The sequence below is a fragment of the Nocardiopsis sp. ATB16-24 genome (assembly GCF_030271535.1).
Lineage (GTDB): Bacteria > Actinomycetota > Actinomycetes > Streptosporangiales > Streptosporangiaceae > Nocardiopsis.
Map to the genome: position 1 here is coordinate 64,012 of NZ_JASCXJ010000020.1, position 16,634 is coordinate 80,645.

Annotated in this window: 14 protein-coding genes; 6 read left to right on the forward strand and 8 right to left on the reverse strand. The window is 69.4% G+C overall.

The window, feature by feature from the left end:
- Positions 1-22 precede the first annotated feature (22 nt).
- Entirely contained in the window at positions 23-1,450 is a 1,428-nt protein-coding gene (gene purB / locus PFX91_RS19180) for an adenylosuccinate lyase (protein WP_285733827.1), read from the forward strand.
- A 216-nt stretch (positions 1,451-1,666) separates the two neighbouring features.
- Positions 1,667-1,849 (forward strand): hypothetical protein, encoded by a 183-nt coding sequence (locus PFX91_RS19185; protein WP_285733829.1) that lies wholly within the window; start codon positions 1,667-1,669, stop codon positions 1,847-1,849.
- 26 nt (positions 1,850-1,875) lie between these two features.
- On the opposite strand, the gene PFX91_RS19190 is transcribed toward PFX91_RS19185, so the two are convergent.
- The 6 genes from PFX91_RS19190 to PFX91_RS19215 all read right to left on the reverse strand — a co-directional run bounded on the left by PFX91_RS19190 (position 1,876) and on the right by PFX91_RS19215 (position 10,689).
- The gene (locus PFX91_RS19190) at positions 1,876-2,832 is read right to left on the reverse strand and encodes a threonine ammonia-lyase (protein ID WP_285733831.1); all 957 of its coding nucleotides are present in this window, start codon (positions 2,830-2,832) and stop codon (positions 1,876-1,878) included.
- A gap of 124 nt (positions 2,833-2,956) precedes the next feature.
- Positions 2,957-3,634 carry a maleylpyruvate isomerase N-terminal domain-containing protein gene (locus PFX91_RS19195; RefSeq protein WP_285733833.1) on the reverse strand — a complete coding sequence of 226 codons (678 nt, stop codon included), beginning with the start codon at positions 3,632-3,634 and terminating at the stop codon, positions 2,957-2,959.
- 135 nt (positions 3,635-3,769) lie between these two features.
- Positions 3,770-4,840 (reverse strand): lytic polysaccharide monooxygenase, encoded by a 1,071-nt coding sequence (locus tag PFX91_RS19200; RefSeq protein WP_285733835.1) that lies wholly within the window; start codon positions 4,838-4,840, stop codon positions 3,770-3,772.
- A 92-nt stretch (positions 4,841-4,932) separates the two neighbouring features.
- The gene (locus PFX91_RS19205; RefSeq protein ID WP_285733837.1) at positions 4,933-6,282 is read right to left on the reverse strand and encodes a cellulase family glycosylhydrolase; all 1,350 of its coding nucleotides are present in this window, start codon (positions 6,280-6,282) and stop codon (positions 4,933-4,935) included.
- A 193-nt stretch (positions 6,283-6,475) separates the two neighbouring features.
- The gene (locus PFX91_RS19210; protein WP_285733839.1) at positions 6,476-7,933 is read right to left on the reverse strand and encodes an endo-1,4-beta-xylanase; all 1,458 of its coding nucleotides are present in this window, start codon (positions 7,931-7,933) and stop codon (positions 6,476-6,478) included.
- Between the two features lie 74 nt (positions 7,934-8,007).
- Complete coding sequence (locus tag PFX91_RS19215; RefSeq protein ID WP_285733842.1) at positions 8,008-10,689, reverse strand: glycoside hydrolase family 48 protein; 2,682 nt, start codon at positions 10,687-10,689, stop codon at positions 8,008-8,010.
- 852 nt (positions 10,690-11,541) lie between these two features.
- Here PFX91_RS19215 and PFX91_RS19220 point away from each other — a divergent pair.
- The 3 genes from PFX91_RS19220 (at position 11,542) to dhaL (ending at position 14,170) form a co-directional block, all read left to right on the forward strand.
- Positions 11,542-12,162: an FMN reductase gene (locus PFX91_RS19220; protein ID WP_285733845.1), complete on the forward strand. Its 621-nt coding sequence runs from the start codon at positions 11,542-11,544 to the stop codon at positions 12,160-12,162.
- Between the two features lie 341 nt (positions 12,163-12,503).
- Positions 12,504-13,502 (forward strand): dihydroxyacetone kinase subunit DhaK, encoded by a 999-nt coding sequence (locus PFX91_RS19225; RefSeq protein WP_285733847.1) that lies wholly within the window; start codon positions 12,504-12,506, stop codon positions 13,500-13,502.
- A gap of 32 nt (positions 13,503-13,534) precedes the next feature.
- A complete protein-coding gene (gene dhaL, locus PFX91_RS19230; protein ID WP_285733849.1) occupies positions 13,535-14,170 on the forward strand; it encodes a dihydroxyacetone kinase subunit DhaL in 636 nt (211 codons plus the stop codon).
- A 101-nt stretch (positions 14,171-14,271) separates the two neighbouring features.
- Here dhaL and PFX91_RS19235 read toward each other — a convergent pair whose 3' ends face one another.
- The gene (locus PFX91_RS19235; RefSeq protein ID WP_285733851.1) at positions 14,272-15,375 is read right to left on the reverse strand and encodes an LLM class flavin-dependent oxidoreductase; all 1,104 of its coding nucleotides are present in this window, start codon (positions 15,373-15,375) and stop codon (positions 14,272-14,274) included.
- A gap of 225 nt (positions 15,376-15,600) precedes the next feature.
- On the opposite strand from PFX91_RS19235, the gene PFX91_RS19240 reads away from it, so the two are divergent.
- A complete protein-coding gene (locus PFX91_RS19240) occupies positions 15,601-15,816 on the forward strand; it encodes a hypothetical protein (RefSeq protein WP_285733853.1) in 216 nt (71 codons plus the stop codon).
- Between the two features lie 47 nt (positions 15,817-15,863).
- On the opposite strand, the gene PFX91_RS23190 is transcribed toward PFX91_RS19240, so the two are convergent.
- Positions 15,864-16,049 (reverse strand): hypothetical protein, encoded by a 186-nt coding sequence (locus PFX91_RS23190; protein WP_352231707.1) that lies wholly within the window; start codon positions 16,047-16,049, stop codon positions 15,864-15,866.
- Positions 16,050-16,634 lie beyond the last annotated feature (585 nt).

The following is a 16,634-nucleotide window of genomic DNA, read 5'->3' on the forward strand; positions in this document are numbered from 1 at the left end:
CAGGGCGATAGGGTGGGACGACGTGAGTGCGAAACCGCTGATCCCCGATGTCCTGGCTGCTCGCTACGCGTCCGCGGAGCTGACCCGGCTGTGGTCCCCCGAGTACAAGGTGGTCGCCGAGCGGCGGCTGTGGCTGGCCGTGTTGCGGGCCCAGGCCCGTCTGGGCGTGGACGTGCCCGCCGGTGTGGTCGAGGACTACGAGAAGGTCCTGGAACAGGTGGATCCGGCCTCGATCGCCGAGCGTGAGCGGATCACCCGCCACGACGTCAAGGCCCGCATCGAGGAGTTCAACGCCCTCGCCGGCCACGAGCACGTCCACAAGGGCATGACCTCGCGCGACCTGACCGAGAACGTCGAACAGATGCAGGTGCGCGACAGCCTGCTGCTGGTGCGCGACCGTGTGGTGGCGCTGTTGGCACGGTTGGGGAGGCTCGCGGCCGAGTACGGCGGGACCGTGATGGCGGGACGTTCGCACAACGTTGCCGCCCAGGCCACCACCCTGGGCAAGCGTTTCGCCTCGATCGCCGACGAGATGCTGGTCGCCCACGGGCGGCTGGAGGAGCTGATCGCCCGCTACCCGCTGCGCGGGATCAAGGGCCCGGTGGGCACCGCCCAGGACATGCTGGACCTGCTGGGCGACGAGCGGAGGCTGGCCGCGCTGGAGAACGAGGTGGCCGAGCACCTGGGCTTCGATCGGCGGTTCACCAGCGTGGGCCAGGTCTACCCGCGTTCACTGGACTTCGAGGTGCTGACCACGTTGGTGCAGTTGGCCGCGGGCCCCTCCTCCCTGGCCAAGACCATCCGGTTGATGGCGGGGCACGAACTGGTCACCGAGGGGTTCGCCGAGGGACAGGTGGGTTCCTCGGCGATGCCGCACAAGATGAACACGCGCTCGTGCGAGCGGGTCAACGGGTTGGCCGTGGTCCTTCGCGGTTACGCGTCGATGGCCGGCGAACTGGCCGGGGACCAGTGGAACGAGGGCGATGTTTCGTGTTCGGTGGTGCGTCGGGTGGCGCTGCCGGACGCGTTCTTCGCCTTCGACGGTCTGGTCGAGACGATGTTGACGGTCCTGGACGAGTTCGGTGCCTTTCCCGCGGTCGTCTCCGCGGAGTTGGACCGCTACCTGCCGTTCCTGGCCACGACCAAGATGCTGATGGCCGCCGTGCGCGCCGGCGTGGGGCGTGAGACCGCCCACGAGCTGATCAAGGAGCACGCCGTGGGCGCGGCCTTGGCCATGCGTCAGGAGGGTGTGGGCAACCGGCTGCTGGAGCGTCTGGCCGAGGACGAACGTTTTCCCCTGGACCGCGCCGAACTGGACGCACTGCTGGCCGACCGGATCACCTTCACCGGGGCCGCCGCCGAGCAGGTGGCGACCGTGGTGGCCAGGGTCGAGGAGGTCACGGCCGCCCACCCCGAGGCCGCCGCCTACTCCCCCGGTTCGATCCTGTGACGGATCGCTGATCCGTACGCGGGCCCGGGAAGGCGTCGTGGCGCCGACCCGGGCCTTCGTCGATCAGGTGGCCTGGGAGAGGGCGAGGCTTCGTCTTCTCGTCCACGGGCAGGGGTCTGTTATGGCGCGGTTCACACCGCGAACAGTGGGTTCGGAAGTTAACGCCTATTACGGTTGTCGTGTCGGCATACCCCACGCACCTCTTCGGAGCGCCAGATGATCGATCCCGATTCCTTCGGCACCGCGCTGTGGACCGTGGTGATCGTCTCCGCGGTCATCGTCGTCTTCGGGGCGGCGGCCCTGTCCGACATGGTGCTGCGTCGTCGGGAGGACCGCGCCTCTCGCGCCTCCTCCTCGCACCGCCCGCACTCCCAGGGACCCGAGGGTCGGGACCGCTGACGAGGGTCTGCGCGGCTCGTGCCCGTTCACCTCACCATGCGGACGAACAGTTCGGGGTCCACGTTCCCTCCCGAGACGACCGCGACCGTCGCCTCCGGGCGACCGGGGACGGTGGTCACGCGTCCGGCGAGGACGGCGGCGGCAGCCAGGGCCCCGCTGGGTTCGGCGACCAGGCGGGCCCCGTGGGCGAGACGGGCGACGGCGTGGGCGATCTCCTCCTCCGTCACGGTGACGATCTCGTCCAGACGGGCCCGCAGGTGGGCGAAGGTGCGCTCGGACAGGCAGACCCGTACGCCGTCGGCCAGGGTGCGCCCGGTGCGTTCGGGCGACCAGGTCACGAGACGTCCGGTGCGCAGGCTCTCGACCGCGTCGGCGGCCAGTTCCGGCTCGACTCCCACCACCCGGACCCTGTGGGGATGGACGGTTCGGGCCGCCGTGGCCACGCCCGAGGCCAGTCCACCGCCGCCCACGGGCACGACGATGGTCGTGACCTCGGGTGACTGCTCCAGGATCTCCAGACCCACGGTCCCCTGACCCGCGATGACGTGGGGGTCGTCGAAGGGCGGGACCCAGGCGAGCAACTCGCTCTCCTCCAGCTCGCGGGCCGCCTCCTCGCGCCGCTCGGCGGGCACGATGACGACACGGGCGCCGAAGGCACGGATGCGGTCGACCTTGACCTTGGGAGAGCCCTCGGGGACGACGACCGTGCAGGGGACACCGTTGCGGGCCGCGGCGTAGGCCAGGGCCTGACCGTGGTTGCCCGAGGAATGGGTCACCACACCGCTCCTGCGCTGGGCGGGGTTGAGCAGGGCGACGGCGTTGGCGGCGCCGCGGAGCTTGAAGGCGCCGGTGGGTTGGAGGCTCTCCGGTTTGACCAGGAAGGAGGGCCCGTCGGGCGGTCCGGCGGTCAGGGGGGTGCGCACGATCTGCCCCTGGAGACGGGTCTCCGCGGCACGGACGTCGTCGGCGGTGATCAGTTCCATGCGACGGGTATGCCCGGTGGGCACCTTCGCACACGACGTTCCGAGCGGAGCCGCCCACGGTGGGGCGGGGCGGCGGAAGCGGTCCGAACGTGCCCACGGGACGCCCGCCGCCGACCGCGACGGTTCAGATCCTCAGGTCCACCTGGGGGATCGGGAGCGTCGCCAGGTGTTCCACCACGGCGGAGGGATCACCGCTCCACCTCATGGCGCGCATCTGCTCCAGGCTCCGGCGTCCGGTAGCGGCCCGTGCCAGTTCGAAGGCGGTGGCGGACCATTCCAGGGCCTTGGGGCCCGTACCGTCACCGAGGGTCCACTCCTGGCCGGTGTCCGTGGCCGTCACGCGCACACCGGGCAGTTCGGGGGACCAGAAGCGGGCGAGCCCTCCCACGGTGAAGGCGGCCAACCGGTCGGAGTCCTCGGTCTGGGCCTCCATGCCCAGGGCACCGCGTACGTCGTTCTCGTGGTGCCACAGGTCCAGTGTGGGCAGGAAGTAACGGGCCTGTGTACGGGTGGACAGGACCCGCAACAGTGCCGGGAGGTCCTTTCGCCAGTCCGCACAGATCCGGGTGATGTCCATGTGGGCGCGCTCGGCCACTTGGCGGGCGGTGGCGGCGTCGTCGGCGGGAGGGGTGAGGCGTTCCGTGGCCACGTCCGCGCAGATTCCGGCCAGGTGGGCGTAGGTCTGTCGGACGTTCCACTCGGGCAGGGCGGGAACGGGGGTGGCGAGCTGCTCCGCGCTCAGCCCTTCGGCGAGGGAGAGCATGCGGTCCATGCAGCGGGTGTAGATGTCCTGGGTGTCCATGGGCGCCACGGTACCGAACAGTGTTCGGCACCGTGGCGCCGTGGCGTCGGGAACCGCGCGGGCCGGTGCGGCCCCTGGCGGGGGGTACGGTTCCCGGGAGGGGTGTCACCCGCTCAGGAGCGTCTCACCTTGCGGTCACGACTCCTGGCAGGCGACCACCGGATCGATGTTCACCCCTTGGTGTGTGGCGGTGAACCCGAAGCTGGTGGACTCCCCTGGGGCGAGCCGACCGTTGTGACCGACGTTGGTCGCCTCGAAGTGGGCTCCGTGGTTGACCAGTGAGGCGTTCCAGGAACTGCTGATCTCCTGGCGGTTGGCGAACACCCAGTCCACCATCCAGCCGTCGACCCCGTCCTCACCGGCGGTCACCTCGACCTCCGCCTGGAAGCCGTTCGTCCACTCGTTGAGCACGGTGTACTCGGCGGTGCAGTACTCGCCCTCCGGCGGGTCCGTGGGCTCGGGGGTCGGGTCGGGTGTCGGGTCCGGGGTCGGGTCGGGCGTCGGGTCGGGCTCGGGGTCCGGGCCGGGCCCGGAGCCGCCGCCGAAGACGACGTCGGAGCAGTTGTAGAAGGCCTCGGGGCTGTCCGAACGCTCCCAGACCACATAGATGATGTGCTGGCCCTGCTTGTTCGGCAGGTCCACGTCCCAGTAGTACTCGGCGCCGGCCACCCCGCCGCTGCGCAGCGGCGGATCGGTCACCTCGTCGATCAACTCCAGGTCGTCCCAGGTCAAGGCGTCGCTGCCCGGGTCGAACCCGTCCTTGGTGACGTAGGTGAAGAAGGTGCCCGGGTGCGGGGCCCAGGCGTTGTGGTGGAACTCCACCGTCTGCCCCGCGGGCAGGTGGGTGGTGGGCCAGTCGTCGCGCACCGCGTTGAACGCCGAGAAGCCGTTGGTGGGGCCGCACAGCTCACCGTCGGCCACGAACTCCTGGTGACGTCCGTCGGAGTTGCTGATCAGGTTGCCGAACCAGTTCCAGAACGCGTAGTCCCCGCCCTGGGCCAACGCGTCGGCGCAGGCGTCGTTGACGGGTTGCAGGGCTCCGCCGCTGCTGCCTCCGGTGGCGTCCTGGAAGCAGGCGTAGGTACGGCTGGCGGGGTAGGTGAAGGCGCCGTGGGCCTCGGCCGTGTCCGGCATGGCGACGATGGCCGTGCCTATGGCGAGTCCGCCGAGCGCCACTGTCATGGCGATGGCGTCGCGTGGCCTCATGGGGGCCACTCCTCTCTGTTCTGTGTGGGGGTCCCGGCCGTACCGGGGGGTGCGGCCGGGGGTCTTGCACGGGGGCTACGGCCCCCTCGGGGTCAGGCGGTGCAGGAGAGTGAGGGTGTGCCGACGGTGCCGTTGTGGGTGCCGACGAAACCGAACGTGGTCGACTGCCCCGAGGAGAGCGTCCCGTTGTAGCCGGCGTCGGTCGCGGTGACGTTGGACCCACTACTGCTCACCGACGCGTTCCAGGCATGGGAGACACCCTCACCACCGGTGAAACTCCACGTCACCGTCCACCCCGTCAGGTTCGACCCCGCGGTGACGGTCACCTCCGCCTGGAAACCGTCGTTCCACTCCCCCACCACCTGGTAGGAGGCCTCACAGTCCCCCGCGGGCGGATCCGTCGGCGGGTCCGTGGGCTCCTCCGTCGGCGGGTCGACGGGGCCTTCGCCACCGCCGTAGATCGGGGCCTCCACCGCGGTGGAGGCGATGCCGTCGGGTCCGTGGAAGATGCGCTCGCCCCAGGGGGTGAGGGCGTCGACGTCGAAGTTCTCGACCATGTCCAGATACTCGACGGGGCTGCCGTTACCGCTCCAGGACCATCCGATGTAGCCCAGTCCGAGGCGTTCGCTGTGGGCCATGATGGCGTCCTCATCGGGGTTGCCGTCGGAGTGGTCGTGGCCGAACTCGCCGATCACCAGCGGCAGTCCCGCGTCGACGAAGGACTCCAGGTAGGAGACGATCGTGGCCTCCTGCTGGTAGACCCCGTACATGTGGATGGAGAACACCGTGTTGCGATGCGGGTCGGAGTCGAACACGGACCGGGCGTTGTCACGCATGATGCCCTGCCAGTCCTGGCCCCAGTTGGGCGCGTCGACCACCAGGGTGTGGTCGAAGCCCGCGTCGCGCAGGCGGCCGATCGCCGCGCCGGTGTCGTCGGCCCAGCCCTGGTTGACCGACGCGTCGTTGCCGTAGGGCTCGTTGCCGATGTTGACGAGGATGTGGTCCTCCTCGCCCTTCACGGCGTCCTGCACCCGCAGCCAGTAGTCCACGGCCCGGTCCAGGGAGACGGCCTCGGACTCCTCTCCGTAGCCGGTGGTGTCGTGCACCTCCAGCATGCAGATCAGCCGGTTGGCCTTGCACTCGGAGACGACGTCGGCCACGTCGCCGACACCGTTCTCCTGCCACCGGTCACCGCTGCTGAGGACGACGCGGACGGTGTTGGCGCCCAGGGACTTGATGTCGGCGAAGGCTCCGGTCCGGTGGGTGTACCAGGCGTGCGGGTGGCTGACGCCGCGGATGACGAAGTCGTTCCCGGCGGCGTCGACCAGGCGTCCGTCACTGACGCGGAAGCCTGTATCGGCGTGGGCGGGCAGGGTGTGCACGAAGAGCGCCGCCACCAGGGTCAGAACCGACCCCAGGGCGATCAGTAGGCGTTTGGCCATCACGGAACTCCAGACGGAAGGGCGACGACGTCGTCGGTTGACAGGGATCCACCGTTCTCGTGGTGGTGAGGTGGGTGCCGGGGAGGCGAGCACCGTTCCCCGGCACCCGGTCATGTCGCAGGCGTGGCCTGTTCCGGGGTGGACACGTCTACGTGGCGGACATCGCCCTCTCCTCAGTCGGGTCAGCCGTGGATCAGGAGCTCGCGCACGTCAGCTGAGGTGTGCCGACGGTTCCGTTGTGGGTGCCCACGAAACCGAACGTGGTCGACTGCCCCGAGGACAACGTCCCGTTGTGGGCGACGTTGGTCGCGGTGATGTTCGAGCCGCTACTGCTCACCGAGGCGTTCCAGGCATGGGAGACACCCTCACCACCGGTGAAACTCCACGTCACCGTCCAACCCGTCAGGTTCGACCCCGCGGTGACGGTCACCTCCGCCTGGAAACCGTCGTTCCACTCCCCCACCACCTGGTAGGAGGCCTCACAGTCACCCACGGGCGGATCCGTCGGCGGGTCCGTCGGCTCCTCGGTCGGCGGCGGGTCCACAGGACCTCCATCGCCGCCCAGCACCTCGTGCAGCGCCCAGTAGGCGGGCTTGGGCTGGTAGTTCTCGTCGATGGGCAGCGCGGCGCCCTCCCCGCTGAAGTGGTCGGGGACCCAGGAGTAGGCGTCGGTGACGCCCCACACGATCACGCCCGAGCATCCGCTGACCGCGTAGCAGGCGTTGGCCACGGTCTCGTAGTCCCTCGCCTGCTGTTCCAGCTTCTGCTGGGTGGCGGGCATCTGGATGCGGATGTCCAGCTCGGTGATCATCACCTCCAAGCCCAGGTCGGCGAAACGCTGGATGTTCTGCTGGATGTCGGAGGGCAGCTGCCCGGAGATCAGGTGCCCCTGCATGCCGATGCCGTCGATCGGCACGCCTTGGGCCAGCAGGTCCCTGACCAGGTCGTAGTAGGCGTTGCTCTTGGCGTTGATCCCGTCGATGTTGTAGTCGTTGATGAACAACCTGGCGTTGGGGTCGGCCGCCCTCGCCATCCGGAAGGACTCGGCGATGAAGTCCACCCCGAGCGTGCGGTGGAAGACCGAGTCACGGAACCGGGCGTCGTCGCCGATCGGCTCGTTGACCACGTCCCAGGTGTCGATCTGTCCGCGGTAGCGCCCCATCGTGGTGTTGATGTGGTCCCGCATGACGCCCCGCAACTGGTCGGGGGTGAAGTTGCCGTCGGCCACCCAGGATGGGAGCTGGCTGTGCCACACCAGCGTGTGACCGTGGATCATCTGGTCGTTCTGTTCGGCGAACTCCACGATCCGGTCGGCGTTGGTCCAGTTGAACTGCCCCTGCTGAGGCTGGACCGTCTCCCACTTGAGGTCGTTCTCGTGGGTGATGGAGTTGAACTCGGCGGCGGCGGTCCGCGCGTAGTCCGACTGGTTCAGGTGGTGGGACGCGATCGCGGTCCCCATGCGCACGCCCCGCTGGTCGGCCAGTTCACGCAGGGTGGCCTGCTGTGCCTGCGCCGCCTCCTCGGCCGACACCGGGGTGGCGCCCCGTACGTGGGTGTCGGCCAGGAAGCCGCCCGTGACGAGGGCGAGGGCGAGGGCGACCGCGCCCACGGTCCTGTGCCCAAGGTGTCTTCGCCCCTTGGTCATCGACATGGTGTTCCTTTCTTCGGTGTGGGGGTGGGGCGGACGCTGGTGGGAGCGCCCGCCCCCTTCACGGCGAAGGACCGCTAGGAGTCGTCGCCGAACAACTCGCCATGGGTGGCGAGGGCCGTGGCCACGTCGACCTGCGCCCAGAACCGGTGGTAGGTGAACTCGGGCACCGGGCCACCGTCGAGGTAGGCCTGGACCTGCGACCAGTTCGGGTCGTCCTCGTAGAAGGAGCGGATCGACAGGAAGGTGGAGTCGGAGTCGATCGGGTCCCCGTTGGGCATCTGGCCGCTCCATCCCTGCGGGACGTAGAGGCCTCCGTCGGGGGAGTCGAAGGGGTCGTCGAAGCGCGCGTAGTCGGCCCGCTCCTCGGGGATGGCCACGCCCAGGTCGTCCTGGTGGACCAGCAGTGCCTCCAGCAGCCCCTCCGCCACCTCACGCGACTCGGTGTCACCGCTGGCGGCGGAGTAGTGCATGAGGGTCTTGGCCAGACCGGCGGCGATACCGACGTCCTGGTTGTGCGAGACGACCTCGACGCTCAGTCCGGGGTTGCCGGTGGGCTCGCCCGTCCAGGTGTCGGGCTGGCCGCTCCACTCCATGTCGGCGGGGATGGCGAACTCGCCGTTCTCTCCGACGGTGGTGTTGTCGATGGCCCAGGGCACCCAGTCGTCCAGGATGTCCCCGGCGCGCTCGTCACCGGTGATGCGGTAGTACTCGGCCACCCGCTCGATGTCCCAGATCTGGAATCCGAACCAGCGGTTGGAGGGCGGGTCGTGCCAGACCGGCTTCTCGTCGTAGTACAGGCCGTAGAAGGTCGACGTGCCCGCGGGCGGCTGGGCGTAGGTGCCCTCCCAGCTGTTGGTCGCACCGCCGGCGATGGCTCCGTCGGAGGACTGCAACCACTGGAGGAACTCCAGTTGCCGGTCGAGGCTGGTGGCCCAGTCCTCGGTTCCGGTGGGAGACTGCGGCCGCAAGGCGTCCGTCTGCGACAGCGCGTAGGCCGCCATCACGTTCTGGTATCCCTGGTGGGCGGAGGATCCGCCGATGCGCCAGGCCCAGGGGTATTCGGCGCTTTCCAGCGCCCCGCCCCAGGAGTAGTACCAGGACATGAGGTAGTGCGCGGAGTTCTTGCCCGATCCGGGTGAGCAGGACTCGGCGCCCACGCATTCGCCGATCTCCTTGAAGTACTTGTCGAACATGGCGTAGCGCAGGTAGTCGCCCATCTTCGCCGCGTTGGACACGCTCTGGGCGATGGCTCCCTCGTTGCCCTGCTCGGAGGCCCACTCGTGCGCGAGGTAGGCCACCTGGACGGCGCGCGCGTCGGCGTCGGGCGCGTTGGTGTAACGCCACTGCTCGGAGTAGTTCTCGTCGTCGGTGAACAGGTCGAGGAATCCGTTGTCACCGCCGTGCGCGAAGGTCTCGCAGGAGGGGTGCGGGACGGTCTCCCAGACGGACTCGTTGGAGCCGCGTTGGAAGGTGTTGATGTAGGCGGGCAGGTCGTCGCTGCCGTCACCGCAAAAGCCGTATCCGTAGGTGTTGTCCACGTCCAGCAGCCAGTGCATGCCGTAGATCTCGTCGGTGCCGTAGGTGCTGCTGAGCTCGTTCGCCAACGGGTCCTGACCGACCTGGACGTCGGGGGTCAGCGGCATCGGGTAGTCGCTGGGGTCCAGTGACTCGGGGATGTAGGTGGCAGGGTCGGAAGGGTCGTAGGAGGCGTTGGTGGGCTGGTCGGCCGTGCCCGGGATGATGAAGGTCTCCATCGACTCCCACGACTCGTTGAAGGGCTCCCAGTCCCCGGTGATCCTGCCGTAGGTCGCCTCCAGCCACAGGTAGTAGCTGTAGGCCTCGGAGGTGGTGGCGTGCCCGTGGTCGGGCGCCTCCACGATCAGGGTCTCCACCGAGTGGTAGGGCACGAGCAGGCCGTCGACCTCGCGGAAGTACCCGCTGGCGGGGTCCTTGATCTTCTCGTACTGGGCGAGGAACTCCTCCTCGTACTCGTTGGAGGCCACCCCCCTCTCCCGTGCGGTGACGACCACGGGGTCATAGCCCTCGGCGGAGACGGTGAACTCGGCCCGGGCGGGCTCTGCCGAGCCGTCGCCCGTGGAGGCGATGGTCACCGACCGGGCCTCGTCCCAGTCCTCCTCGCCGAAGGAGAGCGAGCCCCCGGAGGTCACGGAGAGCGTGTCGCTTCCGGAGGTGCGCTCCACACCGACCGAGACGTCCTCCTCGGGCGCCTGCGACAACGCGACGTCGAAGGAGGCTTCGCCGCCGGGCTCCAGGACGACCGAGACGGGGTCCACGACAAGGAAGGCCTCGTCGGGCTCGGAGGGCCCGTCCTCGCCCGCGCAGTCGCGTCCGTTGAGGGTGAACGTGGTGGGCACGGAGTTGCCGCCGCTGTAGGTGGCCTGGAAGCCGAAGGTCGCGCTCTGGCCTGAGCCGAGCGCGGACGCCCAGGCCGGAGCCCTCGCGGTCACGGAGGCACCGCTCTGGGAGACGTCGGCGTTCCAGCCGTTGGTGATCCGCTGGTCGCCCGAGAACTCCCAGCCCAGCGTCCAACTGGGGAGGGACTCCCCATGGTTGGTGACGGTGACGTCGGCGGTGAAGCCCGAGCCCCAGTCGTTGAGCGTGTAGTCGACCGTGCAGAGCGGCGCCGCCTGCGCGGGACCGGCGGGAAGGAGGGCGGCCAGGAGTGCCGCCCCGAAGAACGCGGAGACTGATCTACGCCGGCGTGGACGGCGCGGATCGGGGTGGGGGGTGATCACGTGTCCTCCCTGGACGGGTTCTCCTCCCCCCACCGTCCAGGAGCGCGGGAGCACCCACCGGGGGTCGGGGAGGGAGTGCGGGTGGTGTGGAGGAGTCGGGTGACGGCGCTGTCACTCGGATCTTCAGGACCCGGGTCGGTCCTTGCGTGTGGTCTCGGTACGAACGGAACAGGCGTGCGCGTGTCGGCACACGTTTCGGGAGCGCTCCCATTCGGTGTGGGCCGAAGTTAACACCGACGACATCCGAAGACAATGGGTGTACGTGGGGTTACCAGTCGTTAAGTTCCGGAAAATTCCGATAAACCCACGACGGTTCATGGTGCACGGGAAGGCCGCGGACACCGCACCGGAGAAAGGTCCTCCAGGCCCCGGGGAAGCGCTTTCCCAGGTAGGCGCGGCAGACCCCGTCCGTTCTCTCGGGGAGCAGGCGGCGGCCACGGAGCGGAGCACCGGTCACATCGGCGCTCGAATGACACACGACACGGGAGGGATGCGGGGGGACATGGCGGCGCACGGGACACGTCGACCTCCGGGGCGAGTGGCCACGACGAGGGGGATCGGCGTTCTGGGATCGCTCCCAGAAGCAGAAGGCCCTGGTGACTCGACGGGGGATGGACGGGGGGCGGAGGGTGGCACGCACTCACTGCGCGACACCTGGTGTGACCTACCTCATTCGGGAGCGCTCCCATGAGAATAACCACCTGAAGTTCACATGTAAACACCCCCAGCCGGCTTCGGACCTTCCCTCCGCGCAGAGGGGCCGGGAACCTCGCGGGAATAGCCCCTGCCCACGCGAGGTTTACGCTGATGGCTTTTAACTACTTCTCAGGAAGCTTTTCGCTAGGGGGATAGATGGCGACCCGCACACTGGTGACCGTCTCGGCCGGGATGAGCACGCCCTCCTCGACGCGTCTGCTCGCCGACCGGTTGACCTCCGCGGCGCGGCGGTCGCTGACGGAACGCGGAGACGAGGTGAACACCCGCACCGTGGAACTGCGCGAGATGGCGCACGACATCGTCAACGCCATGACGACCCGGGTGCCCACCGGCGAACTGCGCTCGGTCCTTGAGGACCTCGCCCACGCCGACGGCGTCATCGCGGTCACGCCGGTGTTCAACGCCTCCTACAGCGGTCTGTTCAAGTCCTTCTTCGACGTGGTCGAGCCCGAGGACCTGGACGGCAAACCGGTGCTGATCGGTGCCACCGGCGGCAGCCCGCGGCACTCCCTGGTCCTGGAGCACGCCCTGCGACCCATGTTCGCCCACACCCGCTCGGTCGTCGCGCCGACCGGCGTGTACGCGGCCTCGGAGGACTGGGGCACGGGCGAGAGCGGTGGCCGGGAACTGTCGGCGCGCATCGATCGAGCGGCGAGCCAGTTGGCGGCCCTGGTCGGCCAGAGCGTCCCGAGCACGCCGGACCCCTACGAGGAACCCGTCCCCTTCTCCGAACTGATGTCGGGCCTGGGCGGCTGACCCGGCCTGCCGGTCCTTCCGGACGCCGTCCCCGCGACCTCCGTGGGGACGGCGTCCTCGTCCCCGGCCGGGCCCGTGCGGCGTCGCTTCCCTTCCCGCCGGCCCCGCTCCGCCGGCCCATGTCGAGGACGAGGCCTGCGAGCCGCCTCCACGGTCTCCGCCCTCCCCCGGCGACACCCGGTCAGGTCTTGACCACCACCATCGCCGAAACTCACAGTGATCGACCATGGTCAGAAAGTCGGAACCGGAGTCGATCCGTCTTCCGGGGTGAACGCCGGGCCACTCGCGGGTAGGACCGTGGCAATCGCCGAGAACACCGCAGCCGTACCTTGGAGCCCGCCTTGAGACGCCAGTTCTTGAACGATCCGCAAGACGTCGTGCCCGAGGCATTGGAGGGGTTCGCCGCGGCCTGGCCCCACCACGTGCGCCTGCACGGCGAACCGACCTACGTCGTACGTGCCCGCCACTCCCCCGACAAGGTCGCGGTCGTCTCCGGCGGCGGCTCGGGACACGAACCCCTGCACGTGGGTTTCGTGGGCACCGGCATGCTCGACGCCGCCGTGCCGGGGGCCGTCTTCGCCTCCCCCACCGCGGTGCAGATCAGGGCCGCCTCCCTGGCCACCGACACCGGCCGGGGGGTGCTGCACGTGGTCAAGAACTACACCGGCGACGTGCTCAACTTCCGTATCGCCGGAGAACTGCTGGCCGAGGAAGGGGTGTCCAGTGAGGTCGTCCTGGTCGACGACGACCTGGCCACCGACACCGGCGATGGCGACGGTCCGGGCCGTCGCGGCACGGCTGCGGTCCTGGCGGTGGAGAAGGTCTGCGGTGCCGCCGCCGAGCTCGGCGCGGATCTGGCGTCACTGGCCGCGCTCGGTCGCAGGGTCGCCGCCGGCGGACGCACCCTGTCCGTGGCACTGGCGGCGGGCGCCCACCCGGGGGAGTCGCGCCCCTCCTTCGACCTGCCCGCGGACGAGGTCGAGTTCGGCGTGGGCATCCACGGTGAACGGGCCCGGGAGCGCCGGGCCTTCGCGCCCGCCCGCGAACTCGTCCCCCAGATGGTCTCACCCCTGGTCGAGGCCCTGGAGCTGAGGCGCGGAGAGCAGGTGATCGCCATCGTCAACGGCTTGGGAGCCACCTCCGACCTGGAGCTGTACGGCGTGTTCGGCCAGGTGCGAGGGTTCCTCGAAGGCTCGGGGATCGATGTCGCCCGCCGCCTCGTGGGCTCCTACGTCACCTCTTTGGACATGGCCGGCTGTTCGGTGACCCTGGTGCGCGCCGACGAGGAGATCCTGCGGTTGTGGGACGCGCCCGTGTCCACCCCCGCGCTCACCTGGTAAGGCCCCGCCCACCACACCTCAGGAGCATCGGCATGACAGACCAGCTCAGTCCCGTCCACGTCCAGCGGTGGGTCCACGGCTTCATCGACACGGTCGAGGAGGAGGTGGACCATCTCACCGACCTGGATCGCCGCAGCGGTGACGGTGATTTCGGAACGAACATGGTCAGCGCGCTGCGCCGCTCGCGCGAGGCCATGGCCGACGCCGACGTGGCCACGGCCGGGATCCTCTTCCAGATCATGAGCGAGACCTTCCTCGCCCACAGTGGCGGCACCAGTGGACCGCTGTTCGGCATGTGGTTCCGCGAGTTCGGCAAGGTGGGCATGGTCACCGAGGCGTTCACCCAGGAGATGCTGGCCGAGGCCACCGCGAACGGGCTGGCGACGGTGACCCGCCTGGGGTCGGCCCAGGAGGGCGACCGCACCATGGTCGACGCCATCGCCCCGGCGGATCGGGCGCTGCGCGAGGCGGTGGAGTCGGGCTCGGAGCTGAGGGAGGGGCTGCGGGCGGCGGCTCGGGCCGCCCACGAGGGCGCCCGGCACACCAGTGACCTGCTCGGTCGGCGGGGACGCACCAGTTACGTGGGAGAGGCGGCTCTGGGCAGCCCGGATCCCGGTGCGGTGACCATCGCCATGTTCTACCAGGCGGCGCAGAGGTCCGCCGACTGACCGCTCCCTCAGGAAGTCCCGCGGAGCCGGGTGAACGACGTGGAAGGCGCGGCCCCGAGCGCGTCGCCGCTCGGGGCACGGGGGCGTCGCCGGGCGGACGCTCACGCCTGGGCGCGCGCCCGGTCCCGCTCCTTCTGCCGGGCCGCCACCAGCGAGGCGTGGGTGGGCGCGTCGGGGATGTGGGCGGGCCGACCGGAGGCGAACTCCTTGCGCAACACCGGCACGACCTCCTCGCCCAGGATGTCCAGCTGCTCCAGGACGGTCTTGAGCGGAAGGCCCGCGTGGTCCATGAGGAAGAGCTGGCGCTGGTAGTGGCCGAAGGTGTCACGGAAGGACAGCGTGCGGTCGATGACCTGCTGCGGGCTGCCCACGGTCAGCGGGGTCTCCCGGGTGAACTCCTCCAAGGAGGGTCCTCCACCGTAGACCGGGGCGTTGTCGAAGTAGGGGCGGAACTCACGGACCGCGTCCTGGGAGTTCTTGCGCATGAACACCTGGCCGCCCAGTCCGACGATGGCCTCCTCCGCCTTGCCGTGACCGTAGTGCTCGAAGCGGCGACGGTACAGGGAGATCAGCTTCCTGGTGTGCGTCGCGGGCCAGAAGATGTTGTTGTGGAAGAACCCGTCACCGTAGTAGGCGGCCTGCTCGGCGATCTCGGGACTGCGGATGGAGCCGTGCCAGACGAAGGGCGGCACGCCGTCCAGGGGTCGCGGGGTGGCGGTGAAACCCTGCAACGGGGTACGGAACCTGCCCTCCCAGTCGACCACGTCCTCGCGCCAGAGCCGGTGCAGCAGGTTGTAGTTCTCCAGCGCCAAAGGGATGCCCTGACGGATGTCCTGTCCGAACCAGGGGTAGACGGGACCGGTGTTGCCGCGACCCATCATCAGGTCCACCCGGCCGTCGGCCAGGTGTTGCAGGACGGCGAAGTCCTCGGCGATCTTGACCGGATCGTTGGTGGTGATCAGGGTGGTGGCGGTGGACAGGATGAGCTTCTCGGTCTTGGCGGCGACGTATCCGAGCATGGTGGTCGGAGAGGAGGCGACGAACGGCGGGTTGTGGTGCTCGCCGGTGGCGAAGACGTCCAGGCCCACTTCCTCGGCCTTGAGCGCGATGGCGACCATCGCCTTGATGCGCTCGGCCTCGGTCGGTGTCCGGCCGGTCGTGGGGTCGGTGGTCACGTCACTCACCGAGAAGATTCCGAACTGCATGGCCCACTCCCCTGTTTTGCTTCCACAGAAATAGTTTCCTACTAAACTACCACTGGGAACGCCTCCGTCGGCACCGGTATTCCTCTCCCTCGGTGTGACGCTCGAAGAGGCGGAGTTCATCCACAGGCACTCTCCGTGTCCTCCGAATGTCACACGCGCCTGGTATTGCTGGAAAAACCGGCGTGCCGCCGCTCACCGGGCGTCACCGGGACCGTCCCGCCGAGCATGCGAACACACGTGAAGGAGGAGGGCGCGCACCCCGACCCACGCGCCCGCGGCCTCATGTCCCTCACCCTCGAACCCCGACGGCGCCCTCCCCACCAGGACCGTGAGCGCTCCGACCGCGAACCCGTGCTGCTCGCCGACGCCCTCGGCGAGGTCATGGCCGTTCTGGCCGAGGTCGATCCGGACCTGCTCCGCAGGTCCGAACCACAGGCGTGAACGGTCCGGAGGCGTCGCACCCTCGCACCCGGCCTCGGCCCCCTCGCTCAGGGGACGACCCCCTCGGGGTGCTCGGGAAGGTAGGAGCGCACCAGCTCGATCGGCCCGCACGGATGGGCGCTGAACCCACCCGGCTCCTCGGCCGGCGCCCACGGCTCCAGGATCGTGCGTCCACCCGCCCGTCGGACGGGTAACGCGAGGCGAAGCCGGCGTCGACCCCGAACGTGTGACATGCCCCTCTCCGTCGCGGAGCAGGCTCCACTCATTCCGCTCAGGGGCGATGCGCGTGGCGTGGTCCTCGTCGAGGACGGGGAAGAGGAGCCGTTCGGGCAGGCGCGGCGGCCACTCCCGCCGGCCGGAGGCCCTGACCAGCGTCGGCTCGGCGGGGCCGGTGGGGCGCCCCAGGGTGAGGGCCTGGGGCATGGGGGCCACCTCCTTGGGTAGGACGTGGCCAGGAGCTGAGGAAGAGCGGGCACAATCCGCACCTGCTTTTTACCGGACGATCCGAAAATCGGTTCGGCCAGTGGGAACACCTCAGATACACGAAGCGTTGTTCCGGATGAAGCGCCCCGACCCCGACCCCGAATCCGACGACCCGCTCCCTTGAACGGGGCTCCGGAGGACCTTCACCACAATCCATGCGCGGATGTACGCGCTCGCGACGGTAATGGGGGTTTCCGTCGCGTATTCAGACGCTACATCCGCCCTCCCAGCGGCCGGACCGCACTCAGTGCACACTGGCCGCGCCCGCTGTGGCCCGCGTTGGGGGACGCGGGCCACAGCCATGTCCGGGCCCTGGCGTCACGTATCCGCACGTC

Excerpts from the sequence above, each read along its gene's own strand:
- PFX91_RS19190 (WP_285733831.1), bottom strand. The coding sequence starts at position 2,832 with ATGGAACTGATCACCGCCGACGACGTCCGTGCCGCGGAGACCCGTCTC.
- PFX91_RS19195 (WP_285733833.1), bottom strand. The coding sequence starts at position 3,634 with ATGGACACCCAGGACATCTACACCCGCTGCATGGACCGCATGCTCTCC.
- PFX91_RS19185 (WP_285733829.1), top strand. The coding sequence starts at position 1,667 with ATGATCGATCCCGATTCCTTCGGCACCGCGCTGTGGACCGTGGTGATC.
- PFX91_RS19220 (WP_285733845.1), top strand. The coding sequence starts at position 11,542 with ATGGCGACCCGCACACTGGTGACCGTCTCGGCCGGGATGAGCACGCCC.
- PFX91_RS19205 (WP_285733837.1), bottom strand. The coding sequence starts at position 6,282 with ATGGCCAAACGCCTACTGATCGCCCTGGGGTCGGTTCTGACCCTGGTG.
- PFX91_RS19235 (WP_285733851.1), bottom strand. The coding sequence starts at position 15,375 with ATGCAGTTCGGAATCTTCTCGGTGAGTGACGTGACCACCGACCCCACG.
- PFX91_RS19210 (WP_285733839.1), bottom strand. The coding sequence starts at position 7,933 with ATGTCGATGACCAAGGGGCGAAGACACCTTGGGCACAGGACCGTGGGC.
- PFX91_RS19200 (WP_285733835.1), bottom strand. The coding sequence starts at position 4,840 with ATGAGGCCACGCGACGCCATCGCCATGACAGTGGCGCTCGGCGGACTC.
- dhaL (WP_285733849.1), top strand. The coding sequence starts at position 13,535 with ATGACAGACCAGCTCAGTCCCGTCCACGTCCAGCGGTGGGTCCACGGC.
- PFX91_RS19240 (WP_285733853.1), top strand. The coding sequence starts at position 15,601 with ATGCGAACACACGTGAAGGAGGAGGGCGCGCACCCCGACCCACGCGCC.
- PFX91_RS23190 (WP_352231707.1), bottom strand. The coding sequence starts at position 16,049 with ATGTCACACGTTCGGGGTCGACGCCGGCTTCGCCTCGCGTTACCCGTC.